13 protein-coding genes are annotated in these 15,295 nt (G+C 50.2%); 10 read left to right on the top strand and 3 right to left on the bottom strand.

What is annotated here, in order from left to right; genetic code table 11:
- Positions 1-11: 11 nt before the first annotated feature.
- Together A3849_RS08635 and A3849_RS08630 are read right to left on the bottom strand one after the other, a co-directional pair.
- On the bottom strand, positions 12-848 hold the full coding sequence (locus A3849_RS08635) for a carbohydrate ABC transporter permease (RefSeq protein ID WP_074111045.1): 837 nt from the start codon (positions 846-848) through the stop codon (positions 12-14).
- Complete coding sequence (locus A3849_RS08630; protein ID WP_074111044.1) at positions 848-1,738, bottom strand: carbohydrate ABC transporter permease; 891 nt, start codon at positions 1,736-1,738, stop codon at positions 848-850. The genes A3849_RS08635 and A3849_RS08630 overlap by 1 nt, the downstream gene beginning before the upstream one ends.
- 141 nt (positions 1,739-1,879) lie before the next feature.
- Here A3849_RS08630 and A3849_RS08625 point away from each other — a divergent pair, with 141 nt between their 5' ends.
- From A3849_RS08625 to A3849_RS08615, 3 genes are all read left to right on the top strand, one after another.
- Positions 1,880-3,697 (top strand): sensor histidine kinase, encoded by a 1,818-nt coding sequence (locus tag A3849_RS08625; RefSeq protein ID WP_074111043.1) that lies wholly within the window; start codon positions 1,880-1,882, stop codon positions 3,695-3,697.
- A 27-nt stretch (positions 3,698-3,724) separates the two neighbouring features.
- On the top strand, positions 3,725-5,305 hold the full coding sequence (locus A3849_RS08620; protein ID WP_074111042.1) for a response regulator: 1,581 nt from the start codon (positions 3,725-3,727) through the stop codon (positions 5,303-5,305).
- A 102-nt stretch (positions 5,306-5,407) separates the two neighbouring features.
- A complete protein-coding gene (locus A3849_RS08615) occupies positions 5,408-6,415 on the top strand; it encodes an HD-GYP domain-containing protein (RefSeq protein ID WP_074111041.1) in 1,008 nt (335 codons plus the stop codon).
- Positions 6,416-6,435: 20 nt separating this feature from the next.
- Here A3849_RS08615 and A3849_RS08610 read toward each other — a convergent pair whose 3' ends face one another.
- A complete protein-coding gene (locus A3849_RS08610) occupies positions 6,436-7,596 on the bottom strand; it encodes an N-acetylmuramoyl-L-alanine amidase family protein (RefSeq protein WP_256700704.1) in 1,161 nt (386 codons plus the stop codon).
- 171 nt (positions 7,597-7,767) lie between these two features.
- Between A3849_RS08610 and A3849_RS08605 the strand changes: the two genes are divergently transcribed.
- From A3849_RS08605 to A3849_RS08575, 7 genes are all read left to right on the top strand, one after another.
- Positions 7,768-8,769: a TIR domain-containing protein gene (locus A3849_RS08605; RefSeq protein ID WP_074111040.1), complete on the top strand. Its 1,002-nt coding sequence runs from the start codon at positions 7,768-7,770 to the stop codon at positions 8,767-8,769.
- A gap of 4 nt (positions 8,770-8,773) precedes the next feature.
- The gene (locus tag A3849_RS08600) at positions 8,774-9,013 is read left to right on the top strand and encodes a hypothetical protein (RefSeq protein WP_074085027.1); all 240 of its coding nucleotides are present in this window, start codon (positions 8,774-8,776) and stop codon (positions 9,011-9,013) included.
- A 133-nt stretch (positions 9,014-9,146) separates the two neighbouring features.
- The gene (locus tag A3849_RS08595) at positions 9,147-9,503 is read left to right on the top strand and encodes a response regulator (RefSeq protein WP_074111039.1); all 357 of its coding nucleotides are present in this window, start codon (positions 9,147-9,149) and stop codon (positions 9,501-9,503) included.
- Positions 9,504-9,524: 21 nt separating this feature from the next.
- Positions 9,525-9,986 (top strand): chemotaxis protein CheX, encoded by a 462-nt coding sequence (locus A3849_RS08590; protein WP_074111038.1) that lies wholly within the window; start codon positions 9,525-9,527, stop codon positions 9,984-9,986.
- A 41-nt stretch (positions 9,987-10,027) separates the two neighbouring features.
- Positions 10,028-12,418 (top strand): PAS domain-containing protein, encoded by a 2,391-nt coding sequence (locus A3849_RS08585; RefSeq protein WP_178382642.1) that lies wholly within the window; start codon positions 10,028-10,030, stop codon positions 12,416-12,418.
- A 4-nt stretch (positions 12,419-12,422) separates the two neighbouring features.
- A complete protein-coding gene (locus A3849_RS08580; RefSeq protein WP_074111036.1) occupies positions 12,423-12,737 on the top strand; it encodes an Hpt domain-containing protein in 315 nt (104 codons plus the stop codon).
- 16 nt (positions 12,738-12,753) lie between these two features.
- On the top strand, positions 12,754-15,273 hold the full coding sequence (locus tag A3849_RS08575; protein WP_074111035.1) for an ATP-binding protein: 2,520 nt from the start codon (positions 12,754-12,756) through the stop codon (positions 15,271-15,273).
- The last annotated feature ends 22 nt before the right edge of the window (positions 15,274-15,295 follow it).

Raw genomic sequence — 15,295 nt, 5'->3', positions numbered from 1 at the left:
TTGCAAAGGAGTTATCCCTTAATGGAGCCGGCGGTCACACCTTCAACAATATAACGCTGCAGCGACAGGAAGAACAAGAGAATTGGCGTAATCGCCATAACCAGACCCGCGAGGGCAAGATCCCACTTCTTGGTGTACTGGCCGAAGAACTTGGTCACTGCCACCGGCAATGTGGTCAGATCCTTATTGCCTCCAATCACTAGCACCGGAAGCAGGTAGTCATTCCAGATCCACAGTGTGTTCAGGATAATAACAGTTACGATAATAGGCATCAGCAGCGGGAAGACGATTTTGAAGAATACTCCATACGGGCTTGAGCCGTCGACCCGGGCCGCTTCCTCCAGCTCAATGGGCACGCTCTTGATGAAGCCGTGGAACAGGAACACGGACAATGGCATCCCGAAGCCGAGATAGCAGGCGACAATGCCGTACAATTCACCGCGCAGCTCCAGTATGCTGGTTACCCGGACCAATTGCAGCATCAGGGACTGGAACGGGATGATCATGGCCGATACGAGCAGCAGGAATACAAAGGAATTGAAACGTGAAGGCTTCCGGACAATCTGGTAAGCAGCCATGGCGCTGAACATCACGATGAAGATCACACTCAGGACCGTAATTTGCAGCGAGTTCCAGAATGCCTGCGGAAAGTTGATGGCGTCCCATACCTTTGAATAATTATCCCACTGGTAGACCTGGGGGAAGGATGCGGCATCCGTCAGGATTTCCTTCAATCCCTTCACCGAGTTGCTCAGCACCAGGTAGAACGGAGACAGGAACACAAGAGCCAGAAGAATGGCGGCGATTTCCAGAATGAAGTTACTGAGACGGTATCTGCTGTTCTGCATTATGCCGACACCTCCTTACGTTTAGTGATCCAGACCTGAGTGACAGTGATTAGGGAGACGGCGAAGAAGAAGAGCAGGGCTTTGGCGGTGCCGAGTCCATAACGGTTGTTGATCAGCGCTTCTGCATAGATGTTATAGGCGAGCGACTGGGTGGAGGTACCTGGTCCGCCTTTGGTCAGTGACAAGTTGAGATCGAACATTTTGAAGGCATTCGAAGTGGTCAGGAACAGACAAATGGTGATGGCGGGCATAATCAGCGGGACATAGACGCTCTTGAACAGCTGTGGAGCTCGTGCACCGTCGATTTTGGCCGCTTCGATCAGGTCCTTTGGAATTCCGGCCAATCCGGCGATGTAAATGACCATCATATACCCGGCAGTCTGCCAGACGAACACGATGACCAGACCCCAGAATCCGGTGCCCGGTGTACCCAGCCAAGGGAGCTTAAAGAAGGAAATGCCGGTGATGTCGCCAATCGTGGCGAAACCTTTGGTGAAAATAAACTGCCAGATGTACCCCAGCAGAATACCGCCGATCACATTGGGCATAAAGAAGATGGTACGCAGTACCTTCTTGGTCTTCAGCGTCGTCATCAGCAGGAATGCGAGCAGGAGTGCCAGCACATTAGCTGCGATCACGGATACGAGGGTGAAGCGCAAGGTGAACAGCAGGGATTCCCAGAATTTGTCGTCATTCGTAAAAATCCGTTTCCAGTTGGCTGCACCCGTCCAGACCGCTTTGTCCAGATCCAGCCCGTTCCAGTCGGTGGAGGAGTAATAGAAACCAAGGATGAAGGGTGTGACCACAATGGTCAGGAAAAAGAGCAGGGCGGGCCAGAGGAAAATAATTTGCTGTCCCCAGCCTCGTTGCAGGCGCAGAGCTTTTCTCATATGGAGTCTCCTTTGTAAGTTAATCTACGGGTTCACACCTTCATTATAGGAACAGGCAGGAATGATCAACACTCAATTTGATGATGATAAAAGTGGATTATATTGCAGCGGATGCTAACCAAATTTCCAGGAGGCCTAATCATGTTCAAAAACAGCATCCGGACCCGGCTGATGGCGCTTGTGCTGCTGGCCTCGGTGATTCCGTCGGCCATTTCAGTTACATTTTCTTATCTGTATACCAAGCAATCGGTTACCGAGCAGTCGGTGAAGCAGAACACGAAGCTGCTGACCCTCGGGGAGGCTAATCTGAGCAGCTACTTCAGCGGTATGAATCAGCGGGCCCTGTCGCTATATAGCGGGATCAATGTGCCCAGCTCTTTTTATACCACACTGCTCACCTCCAAAAGCCAGAAAGATGTTCCGCCCGGCACCGCTGTTCCCGATACCCGGGCAGTGATCTCCACCCAGATGTATAACCTGTTCCTCTCCGACCGGAACACCTTTCAGATTCATCTGTACGTGCGGGCGGCCCAACAGTCCAATCTGCTGCTTGGCGGGTATTTCCGCCGGGAGGTAAACAGCCGCTATGCCCTGGAGAAGCACCTGGAAGGAACGTACCGTCCTTACATTGAGGTTACACATATGGATCATCAATACGGCATGAAGTCCGGGTTCCCTAATTTGAAGCCGGGGATTGAACCGGTATTTACTGCCCATTTCCCCATATACAAAACCCCAAGTGCGGAGGTTCTGGCGGATCTGTCGGTCGATTACCGCCTTACAGAGCTGGAGGGGATCGTCAAATCCATGTACAATTCCGATACGGAACGTCTTTATGTGCTGAATGATCAGGGTCAGGCACTGTTCGCCTCCGACTCTGAATGGATTGGCAAGTCGTTCAAGGCAGGCTGGAGCCAGCTTCCCGGAAGCAAGGGCAGCGGCCATTTTACCTGGAAGAAGGATGGATTTGAGGGGATTGTCATGTATCGGCATATAGAGGACCCTCTGTTCAAGGGCAGTATTATCAAGCTGGTTCCCTACGAGGATCTGTATGGCGATGCCAGAATCATCACCCGGTTCAATGCCGGAATTGGCGTATTGTTTCTGTTCGTGGGCGGAATCAGCGCGGTGCTTATCTCCATTGGCTTCACCAGACCCATCAAGAAGCTGATCTCTTTTACCCAGAAGGTGCAGATTGGGCAGCTCGATGCGCATATGGATGTGGAACGGGAAGATGAATTCGGCCTGCTGACGCGCAAAATCACCGGCATGACCCGGACGATCAATGATCTGATTCTCAAGGAATACAAGCTGGAGCTGGCGAATAAGACCAACCAGCTGAAGGCCCTGCAGGCCCAGGTCAATCCGCATTTTCTGTATAATGCCCTGCAGTCTATCGCCAGTTTGTCCTTGCGGTACAATGCGCCGAAGGTATATGATCTCATCTATTCACTTGGCAGTATGATGCGTTATTCCATGAATACAGAACGCACGCAGGTGCCGCTCCGCGACGAAGTTGAGCATGTACAGAACTATGTTATTCTGCAGACAGAGCGGTTCGGGGAAGAGAACCTGCGCCTTGATGTGGATGCTGAAGAGGAAGCACTGGAGGTAGTGGTGCCCAAAATGATTTTGCAGCCTATCGTGGAGAATATCTTCAAGCATGGCTTCGCGGACGGCATCCAGGGCGGGCTCATATCCATCGCCTGCGCGGTGGATACGCAGGGCCGGTTAGTGCTTGCCGTCAAGGATAACGGCAAAGGGATTGCAACGGAGCGGCTGGAGGAAATCAATGCCTTACTTGCAGGCAATAGAGGAACAGAGCAGGAAGAGATTGGACTGTACAATGTGCTGGCCCGGCTCCGTTTGCAGATGAGCAACGGGGCGGAGCTGCTGCTGCGCGACAATGTGGACGGAGGCCTAACGGTCACGCTCATGATTCCGCTGGACAGCATATAAATCACTTACACAAAGGAGCGGCGGGTAATGAAGGTGCTGATAGTCGATGATGAGAAGCATGTTAGAGAGGCAATCCGCTATTTTGTACCGTGGGAGAAACATCATATTACCCATATCTATGAGGCTACCAACGGGCAGGAAGCGATGCGGATCATGCAGGAGCATCAGCCTGCAATTGTCTTCACGGATATGCGGATGCCGCTCATGGATGGAGCGGAGCTGCTGGAATGGCTGCACACCCACTATCCGCATACGAAGACCATTGTGATCAGCGGTTATCAGGACTTTAACTATGTGAAGCCTGCGATTGTCTTCGGCGGAACCGATTATTTGCTGAAGCCGCTGAACAGCAAACAGCTGATTGCTGCGGCCGAACATGCCTTCAAGCTGTGGCTGGAGGAGGAGGAGGGCCGGCAGCAGGCGCAGCGCCAGAATATGCAGTTAAATGTGCTGCGTCCGCTCTACTGGGATAAGGTACTCTCGGACCTGGTGGCTGGGCAGGCTTCCTTTCAGGAGCTGAAGCATTCACTGAGCGAAGAACTCGGCATGCCGCTGTTTGTGGCAGAGTGCAGAATTGCGGTCATCTCGCTCCAGGGAGCGGACTGCCGGCTACTGCAGCGATTTCACGGCGATGTGGGACTGACTTCTTTTGTACTGGCAAATGTCTGCAATGAGGTGCTTGCTCCGAAGCAGATCGGCTTCGCCTTCCGCAGCTGGCAAAGGGGGGCGAACCTTGTCCTTCTGTTCTGGGCGGCGGTTAAGGAAATGGAGGTAGAGCTGGACCGCATTAATGAGTCCATCAGGCAGACCTATGGTGTGCAAATGGATATCGGGCTCAGCCTTCCTGCAGCCTTTCCGGAAGGGTTGCAAACCGCATTCTACCAGGCAGGGCAGGGTCTGAACGAGCGGAATCTGCTGCAGAGGGAAGGACGGATTCACCTGTACCGGGAGCATTTGGAGGAGAGTGGGCCTGTAAGGGACTACGCCTCCGAGGCTCAGCTGGACAAGCTGAGAGTAGCGGTGCTCTCTGGAGACTTGGACAAAATAGGGCGGGTTGTAGAGGAATGGTCTGACCTGTTGTCGGGACTGCCTCTCCTGACGGAGAGCCGGTTCCTGCAGCTTCAGCAAGAGATTGCGGAGGTCCTGAAACGCTGGCGTCCGGATGAAGAGATTTCGTTAGACATTTGCTATGACAGCGAGGGTCTCTTCTCTGTGGAGAATTGGAGGGATCAGCTCAAGGCGGTGATTCAGCGTTTGTCCAAGGGGAACACCCAGGCGCCGGATAGCCAGCTTGTGGAGGAGATCAGGCATTATCTTCATCAGAACTATGCCCGGGATATGACGCTGCAGCATATTGCGGAGCGGTTTTTTATCAGCAGGGAGAATGTATCACGGAAGTTCAAACAGATCACCGGGGAGAATCTGTCAGATTATTTGACCAACCTCCGGGTAGACAAAGCCAAAACGCTGCTGCAGAATACGAATCTCCGGCTGTCACAGATTTCGGAGCTGGTCGGGTATGAGGATGAGAAATATTTTAGCCGTGTCTTCAAAAAGTCAACCGGGCAAACGCCCAGGGAATACCGTAAGCAGGGAGAGTCCTTCTAGCAAACATTTCAGGCTGGGCCTTTCAGCTTTTTTCAGCTTTTAACCGATAGTATAGGTATAGCAAATATACATATTTATTCGGTCGATTCGGGAGGACGGGGCATGGAAAGGTATTTAGGCAAAAAAATAAAAAATGACTTGATCAATGCCTATGGGGTAACAGTAATCCCTGCGAACAGTGTTCTGAATCCAGAGCACCTGGAGCTTATCCGCAAGCAGAAGATTAATGTACTTGACATCATCTTTGCAGGTGAGGCGGGGCAGGCACCTTCCTGCAAGGAGATGGCATATAACGTAGTGAACGTATCCAAGAATTTGTTCGAATCCGTTAGAATCTCGCGCAAGGTTCCTCTGGCAGATATCCGCAAGGAGGTCGTGCCTGTTGTTCAGGAAATCTCCCGGAATTCCGATATTTTTGCGCTGTTCAGTGCGATTCAGGGCAAAGATGACTATACATACCAGCATAATATTGGAGTAGGTGTATTATCTACACTTATCGGCAGATGGCTTAACATGAGCGAAGCAGAGCTGTCTGTACTGTCATTGGCCGCGACTCTTCATGACATCGGCAAGCTGAAGATTCCCACGGAGATATTGGACAAACCGGGCAAGCTGTCTCCTGATGAATATGAAATCGTCAAAAAACATACCATTCTGGGTTATGAAATGCTAAAGGAGACTACTGGGGCCAATTCCCATATTACACTGACAGCACTTCAGCACCATGAGCGGAATGACGGCAGAGGCTATCCGTTAGGTCTAAAGGAAGAGCAGATTGACTCCTACAGCAAGATCGTAGCTGTTGCTGATATTTTTCACGCCATGTCCTCCAGACGCCCTTATCATGAACCGGTTCCTTTCCATATCATTGTCGATCAAATGAGAAGGGGAAGCTTTGGTGCGCTTGACCCGAATATTGTATCCGTATTTCTTGAGAATATCGTGAAGCGCACCGTGGGCCGCGAGGTGGTACTGACAGACGGGCGGATCGGTGAGATAGTCTACTTGAACCCCCATGATATTGAAACCCCTTTAGTGAAGGTTGATGACGAGTATATAGACTTGAGTAAGCTGAATACCCTTAAGATTAAAGAGATCAGCATCGAGTAACGCGTAAGATTGCTGTGTTTTTAGTCAAAATAGTCTGCCAGCCCATCGGCAATCGCCTTGGCAGCCTTTTTCTGATAAGACGCTTTGCGGACGATGGACTCGTCGGAACGGTTGGTCAGAAAACCAAGCTCCACCAGCGTTGCCGGGAGGCTGTTCTCCCGCAGAATATGATAATCCCCGAAGGATAGCCCATTGCTCTTCAGGCCAATCCCTTGCCTTAGCCGGTTCTCAATGGAACGGGCCAGCCGCAGATCATTATTCTCCGAGTAGAAAAAAGTGAGGGTCCCCGATACCTTCTTCGGAGAAGAATTGTAATGAATGCTGACAAAAGCATCTGCCCGCAGCTGCTGCCCGATCTGTACCCGCCTGGCGAGGGAAGGTTTCTGGTCTCCCCGTGTACGGGTCAGCTCCACCTGTGCTCCTTTGGCTGTCAGATAATCCCGCACATAAAAAGCGGTCTGCAGCGTCAAGTCCTTCTCCATTGTGTCAAAGCTTGTGCCCAGCATACCGGGATCACTTCCGCCGTGTCCGGGGTCAATGACGATAAGCTTTCCGCGGATGCTCCCGGAACTCCTGGCATTATTGCTCCCTCTGCCCCAGCTTGTACTTCCTCCGGCAATATATTGACCGGATACCCAGCCAATCTCTCCGCTCGTGGTACGAATGCGTGCCCAATCTCCTTGACGAAGCAATACAGTAATAGAATCCCCTTCTTTCAAAGATCCCAGCACGTGATACCCGGTTCCCGGACCTCCCCTGATCCGTAGGGAAGAGGCGGTGACGTGCGCACTTCCGCCGGCACTGCCAGAGGGTTTGGCCGAGGTCTTCACGGAAGCTGCTGCTGCAGTGGTCCCCGCAGCAGCGGAACTTGTTCCGCCGGTTCGTTTGAGATAATATCCGGCGACCCAGCCGGACACGGAACCCGCCCGTACTTTGAGCCAGCCGTGCTGCTCTTCTGTTACGGTGACCAGCGCTCCGCTTTTTAGGGAGCCGGTCACAGATGCGCTTGCGGCCGGCTCACTGCGCACGTTCAGGGAAGAAGCGTAGACCTTTGCCGTATAGGTTCCGGCAGCATGGACTGATTCAGTCTGCAAAGTAGTGGATAGTAATAAGGTGACAGCCAGCATGGATGCAGATATTGTTTTTTTGAAATGATTTGAATTTATCTGTATTGGTTTCACGCTATAAATTTCCCTTTCTTGTTTCAGGAATAGATTAAAGGTTTATTACCCGCTCCGAAGGAAGAGAAACCGCAGATAGTCAAAATTTAAATTGAAAACTGTCTCTGTTCCAGGTCCGCAATCACCTGTATAATTATTACATATCGGGGAAGACGACAAAGGAGTGCCGACGTGACCAGACCGAAATTATTTATTGGATCTTCCAGAGAATCCATCCGTTACGCACGGGCGATACATGAGCAGCTGAAACGGGAAGCCCAGGTCAATCCGTGGTATGCCAATGCTTTCCGGGCAAATGAATATACCATGGAAGCGCTGGAACGAAATCTTGATGAGAGTGATTTTGCCGTATTTGTGTTCTCGCCGGATGATGTAGCCAGGATCCGCGGTAAATATTATTATGTGACCCGTGATAATACTCAGTTCGAAATGGGCTTGTTCTGGGCCCGGCTGCGCCGGAGCCGCGTGTTCTGTCTGCTTCCGGACCAGGTGCCTGTCCGCAAGGATTTAGTTCCGGGAGAGAATATTGAGGAGTATCACTTGCTGTCGGATCTATCCGGCCTCACCCCGCTGGAATACGAATGGCAGCATGAGAACCCGGTGGCAGCCGTAGATGTCAGCTGCGGCAAGATTATCGACAGCATTCAGGAGCTGGGAAGCTTCCGTGATCCGCAGAGGGAGCTGGAGCATCTGAAGCTGGAACTTAGGCGGAAAGAAAGTATCCTTCACTTTTTCTGGCAATATAATAGTAATGTGTCTACTCCCGATGACAGGGAGAAATATCAGGCGCTCAGCGAGGCGGTCCGCAATTCCTTTCTGCCGCCCAAGCATTGCCGGGTGATTGGGGCAGCTATGTGGCAGGTCCGAGAGCAGGAGGGACTGGTGCAGGTGGGCGGTAATGTGGGGCGCGGACATTCCTATCCTTTTTCAATGACTGAAGAAAAGGGCTCCCGTCCGGGTGTGGTGGATGCTTTTTTGGCCAAAGAATGGACCTTTTTGCAGCGTACCGAAGTTGCTGAGGTATATATCCTATGCTATCCTTTAGGTGAGAGGCATGTCCTTTCTGTTCATTTTTCCGGAAACGACGGATTGTCTGCGGATGATCTGACCGAGGTTGTATCGTACAACCGGGATTTGTTCCGTACCGTCAATCATTTAGTGGGAGGGGACTGACACGATGAAGAATATGAAGAATGCAGTCAGTTTATCCAGTGCTGTCCGCCGAACCGCGAACAGCAGCACCGGCAGTGAAGGCGGCAAAGGCCGCATGAAGCGAAAGACAGGAGCGGGAAGGCCCACTAAGCTGTCACCTTCGACCATGAACGTATATATTGCGCCTTCTCTTGAAGGCGGAGACGACGAATACAAGAAGCTCATCAGCGGGAAGGTTGACAATACCAAGCCTTCGTTTGCTTAACCGGTGCTTCACCAGGATAGGTCCCCAGTACATACTGGGGGCTTTTTTTATTTTTCTTTCATAATTTCGTCATGTTCCCTTTAGGATTCGATTCTAGAATAGGGTTTATAGAAAACAGATAGGGAGTGTTCAAATGGCGAAGATATTGATTACAGATGACGCAGCTTTTATGCGGTTGATGGTGCGTTCGGCACTGGAGGGCAAGGGACACGAGATTGTGGGTGAAGCTGTGAATGGAGCGGAAGCAATTAAGCTCTACCAGCAGCTCAAACCGGATGTGGTCACGATGGATATTACCATGCCGGACATGGATGGCGTTACTGCAGTCAAGAATATTATTGCTATAGATCCCGCAGCCAAAATTATTATGTGCAGTGCCATGGGACAGACGGTGATGGTTATGGATGCCATGAAGTCCGGGGCGAAGGATTTTGTGGTCAAGCCTTTCCAGGCAGATCGTCTGTTACTGGCGGTAGAAAATCAACTGTAAAAAAAGGGGGGGAATTCCGATATGAAACATATAGAAGCAAATCATCTGAATACGGTTCTTGCGGGTATTGAGAAGGTGCTGGTTACACATCTTGGGACTACATTTCGTGCGGGTGTTCCATCGATCGAGCAGCCATATGTGAATACGGAGAATGTATCTGTAATGGTTGGAATGACCGGGGATCTTCGGGGAGAGATCATTCTCAGCATGGACGATGAGGTACTCAAAGGCATAGTCAGCACTATGTTCGGCTTCAGAGTAGATGTGATGGATGATATGGGATGGAGTGCTTTTTCTGAGTTTGGCAATTGGGTGGGGGCCGCGTGCTGTACGGCTTTTCATGAACAAGAGCTGAACACCAATATTACACCACCCGTTATCCATGAAGGAAAAGGAAGCCTGCGGACAAGCAGCAAATTTGTCAGCATCCCTGTATATACGGGAGAACTGACGATCATGGCACACATAAGTCTGGGTGAATGATGAGCGGGCACAAGTCGGTCCATAAATGGGGAGAGCTGTTCATGAATCAATTAAAGATGATGCGCCTGTACATAGGGCTGTCATTAATATGTGTCCTGGTGATGGGACAGCTTGCGAACTGGATGAATCCCTCTGATGCCGCTATGGATATAGTGGAAGTGACTGTTCTGACCATCGGTGCATTGCTTTTGGCCGCCACCTTCTTCTCGAAGAAGGTGCAGTCGAACCCGGAACCACTCCTGTTTGGATATTTGTGGTTTATATCTGCCGCTGCCTTTGTATCCTTACTGCAGAACCAATATGACTCGATGCTGTTAATTACGATCCTGATGATGTATTTCGTGGTAAGTCAGACGATCTCTTCCCTGAGACGGCTGCAAATCTATATGGTTTTGATTTTACTTGAACTGATCTTGTTCTTCTTCTTCACAGGGGATATCAAAAAGACGAGTTTTGCACTCGTCATCTTTCTTACAGCAAGCATTGTGATCTATCTTTCTACGGGAAAGCGCTTGCAGATAATTAGGGAATATGAAGTTACAGAGCAGGCGCTGCGTGAGACCGTTGCTGAGAAAAACTTATATGAACGGGCTATGCATGACGTGGGAACGGGAGTCATTATTGCGGAAGCTTTGGCGCACACACCGGTCATTTACACCAATGAGGCATTTTCACAGATAACCGGTTATTCGGCGGATGAAGTTCTGGGACGCAACTGCAATTTCTTGCAGGGTAAAGATACGAAGGAAGAACATATTGAGCAAATCCGCAGTGCGCTTCATCAGCAGAACCGGATCCAGCTGGAAATCCTGAATTACCGCAAGAATCATGAGCCCTTTTGGAATGAGCTGTCGATTACCCCGCTCCGGGATGAGACGGGGACGGTCACCCATTTTATCGGCATCCAGACAGATGTCACGGTCCGCAAGCAGCTGATGCTCAGTGAGCAGCAGTCGCGCACGATGCTGGAACAGGTGATGCGTTATTTGAAGGATCCCGTATTGGTGATGCGTGTCGAGCAGTTCAATCTGCATCCCGTGATGATGAATGATGCAGCCCGTGAGCTATATGAATCGCTGGATCGCACAGATGTTGCCAAGCTGTTGGCGTATCAAGAGCAAATTTTAGCCTCGTTATATGGGCATGAGACTGTTGAGCGGGAAATGGAACTCACAATTGCCGGGGATATAAGAGCCTACCGGGTCAGCATCAGCAAGCTTGAAGATATGGTCATGCTTACCTTTACCGATATAACGTCCCATCGGGAGAGTGAACGCCAGCTTCTGCTGAATAAGGAGGCCCTGGAGCATACCAACCGTGCAAAGGACCAGTTCCTGGCGATGATCAGCCATGAGTTCCGGACGCCGCTCAATGCGATTCTTGGCATCGTACAGCTCCAGGAGCAGGGGCATCTTCCATCGGAAGAGCTTCTTACCTTGAAGCATTCCTCAGAGCACCTTTTATTTTTAGTGGAGCGGGTGCTGGACTATTCTGCTATGGAGAATGGGGCAGTGCATATAGACCAGCGGCCCTTCAATCTTCAAGAGCTTATTGTGGACCTGTCTGCGAAATATGAGGAAAAGCTGGGCAAGAAGGGACTGGAGTTCCGCCTGACCGCTGATCAGCTTCCGAATGTGCCGGTGATCGGTGATGCCCGCCGTACTGCACAGATTATTCAGACCCTTCTCGATAATGCCGTGAAGTTCACACCTTTTGGAGTGGTCGAACTGTCCGCGCATGTCCGGCCAATGCTTGACCCGGCGAAGCTTCTCCTGATGATCAAAGTCAAGGATACCGGAATTGGCATTTCAGAGGAAGCGGGAGATGACATATTCAAGCCGTTCTTCCAATCAGACCTGTCCTCCACCAGAACATATGGCGGTCTGGGAATCGGACTGGCGTTCTCCCATAAACTCACAGAACTTTTGGGGGGGAGATTGTCGTATCAGAGCAAAAAAGGAGAAGGCACGGTGTTTACAGTAGAGCTGCCTTTTAACCTGTTGTCAGCTGATCATTCGGAAATAGAGTTTGCGGGGAAGCCGCGTCTGCTATTGGCAGAGGACAATATAGATAATCAGCATTTGTTCATTGCGTTTGTGAAAAAGATAGGCTGCCGTGTTGATGTGGCCGTAAATGGGCTGGAGGCCGTGCGCATGTTCACCGAAGGGTATTATCATATGGTCTTTATGGATATTCAAATGCCTGTCATGGATGGATATGAAGCCACTAGGCAAATCCGCCAGTGGGAGAGACAGGAAGGACTGAAGCCTGCTGCTATCGTGGCGTTGACGGCCCATGCTTTTGCCGAGCATCGTCAAGCGTCCACAGAGGCGGGCTGTGATGACTTTTTGGAGAAGCCGGTGTTTATGCAGCCGTTGTTTGAGACGATCCGGCGGTATGGTTATGCCGAGTTTAGTGAGAGTGGGGGATGAATTTATGGAATCTCCATTCCGGGTATGGATTGATGAGGACATCGCAGATCTGATCCCGGGGTATATGGGGCGCCGAAGAGAGGACTTGGCTAATCTCTCAGCCCTGCTGGAGCTAGAGGAATTCGAAGGCATTGCGTTTATCGGGCATTCGATGAAAGGCAGCGGCGGCGGGTATGGATTGTTTGCCATTTCAGAGATGGGCCGTGACCTGGAGCGGGATGGGGGGCTGCGGAACGGCGTGCTGGTTAAGAATTCTCTGGATCGGCTGGAACATTATTTGAACCATGTGGAAATTTTGATTAAGCCATGCGAACGCTAGGAAACGGGGAATAACGATGACTAGAGAGAAGACTGTATCTATTTTTGAATGGATATGGAAACCGTATATTAAAACTTCAGTTATTCCGTTATTACTTGTGGAGCTGGTTTTTATCGGAATTTATTTTGTGACGAATAACTGGTCGCGGGAACGGCAAGTTCTCAGCATGAAGAATGAAGTCTTCAATGAAATGCAGATTCTTGCTTCCCAGGAAGCTGCGATCATTGACGGGCAAACGCAGCGGATTCTGACAGATGTGAACCTATTTCGGGATGCGGTTTCGCATACGCTGGAGCAGGGGGCTCCGCTTGGGGAAGCTGACCGTGAACGCCTGGTTACAGATGGAGATGGGGCATATTACTCCGCAGCCGACAGTACAGCGGGTGGAGCTGCAGTTTTTTACAGCGGTGTGTATACTGTTGGCGGGGAGCAAAAAAACAAGGTGGCCAGTCTGCTGGCGCTGCAGCCTCAGATGAAGTCAATGATCGCCAGGGAAAAGCTGGCATCAGCGATCTATTTCAACAGCTTTGATTCCCTGAATGTGATCTATCCCTATATGGATGTAAAAACGCAATATCCGCCGAAAATGAATATTCCTGAATATAATTTCTATTATGAAGCTGATGAGGCTCATAATCCTGATCATAAGGCTGTCTGGACGGATGCCTATCTGGACCCGGCCGGAAATGGCTGGATGGCCTCCTGCATTGCCCCTGTCTATAACGGAGCTGTTCTGGAGGGGGTAGCCGGCATGGACGTCACCATTGACACATTCAGAAGCGAAATTCTTGGACTGGAGATTCCTTGGAACGGGCATGGATTTCTGGTAGACGATAACGGGAGTATTCTTGCCATGCCAGACCAGGTGGAGCAATTGTTTGGGATTCAGGAACTCACCTCACATCAATATACAGAGACGGTCAAGCAGGATACCTTCAAGCCGGCGGAATTCAACCTCTTTGCCCATGATGATCTCAAGACGATAACATCTGAGCTTACTTCGTCCAATCAGGGGTTAGGTGAGGTTGACCTGGGTGGACAACAGCATATTCTAGCCTGGTCTGCTGTGGAGAACACACGCTGGAAATTAATCATTCTCGCAGATGAAGACAACATTCTGGCGAATACCAACCACCTGAAGCATGAATTGTATGAAATCGGGATGTATATGGTCTTCGGACTGTTATTCTTCTACATTATTTATTTTGTGCTGCTGAACCAGCGTACGAAAAAAATGAGTAAAAGAATGTCCGAACCCCTTCAGAAGATCAATGCCATTGCACTGGACATAGGACAAGGACAATATCATCAGGAAATACCGGATATCCATGTGATTGAACTGAGGCAAACGGCTGAGATCCTGACTCAGGTCGGCCATAAATTGGGGGCATCCAATAAGGAACTAAGGGAAGCCAAAGATGCACTTGAGAGCCGCGAGGCCAATATCAATGCGATGATTCAATCTGTAGATGATATGATTTCCGAGATTGATGAGGCCGGTACGATCATTAAGATCTGGTCTGTAGACAAGAGATATGATATTAAGCTGGCGAAGAATTACGAAGGTAAGCATGTCGACACACTGTTTAATCCGCAAACCACCTTGCGTTTTATGGACCTGCTTCAAAAAATACTGGCTACAGGAGAAACAGTTGGCCTGGAATATGAGATATCTACAAGTATAGGGCCCAGATGGATGCAGGCGATGATTTCGCCGATTCATAATAAACACGAACCGGTCCGCAAAGTCGTTATGATCTCCCGCGACATTTCCGACCGGAAGATGATTGAAGAATCGATGCGCCACTCGAAAGAAAGTGCAGAGAAGGCCAACCAGGCCAAGTCTGAATTTCTGTCCAGTATGAGCCACGAATTGCGTACCCCAATGAATGCAATTCTCGGCTTTGCACAGCTTCTTGAATATGACCATACCGAGCCGCTGACGGCTTCACAGCAGGAGAATGTAGGCGAGATCATCAAGGCAGGAAAACATCTGCTTCAATTAATCAGTGAAATACTGGATTTGTCCAGAGTAGAGTCCGGCCGGCTGGCCTTAAATATAGAGACTATTCCTGTAGGCGAAATTCTGGAGGAATGTTTTTCGTGGATACAGCCTATTTGCAGTCTGAATGCGATCCAGTTCCATAACGAAGCGGTATCTATGTACGGAGAATTGATCGTATGTGACCGCATCCGTATGAAGCAGGTGTTGTTAAATATTTTATCCAATGCAGTGAAGTACAATGATAAAGACGGTTCCATCAGCGTCAAGGTTCACCCTGCTGAAGGGAACAGGCTAGCCATTGTGGTTGAAGACACGGGGATGGGAATAAGCGAAAAGGATATGAAGTTGATTTTTGAGCCCTTCCACAGGGTTCAGCAGGGCAGGCAGATTGAAGGTACGGGGATTGGCCTTACGGTCTCCAGTAGGCTGCTGGAAATGATGGGCGGAGAGATCATTGCGGAAAGTGCTGTTGGTGTCGGCAGCCGATTCGAAATATTAATTGCCAAAGCTCATCCCCATAGTGAAGAATAGGGCCGTTTCTAAAGAAACACCA

This window comes from Paenibacillus sp. P46E, assembly GCF_001909095.1.
In the GTDB taxonomy this organism is placed as follows: Bacteria; Bacillota; Bacilli; order Paenibacillales; family Paenibacillaceae; genus Paenibacillus_AQ; species Paenibacillus_AQ helianthi.
The sequence above is the reverse complement of the archived record's forward strand: the minus strand, read 5'-3'. Positions and strand labels throughout refer to the sequence as shown.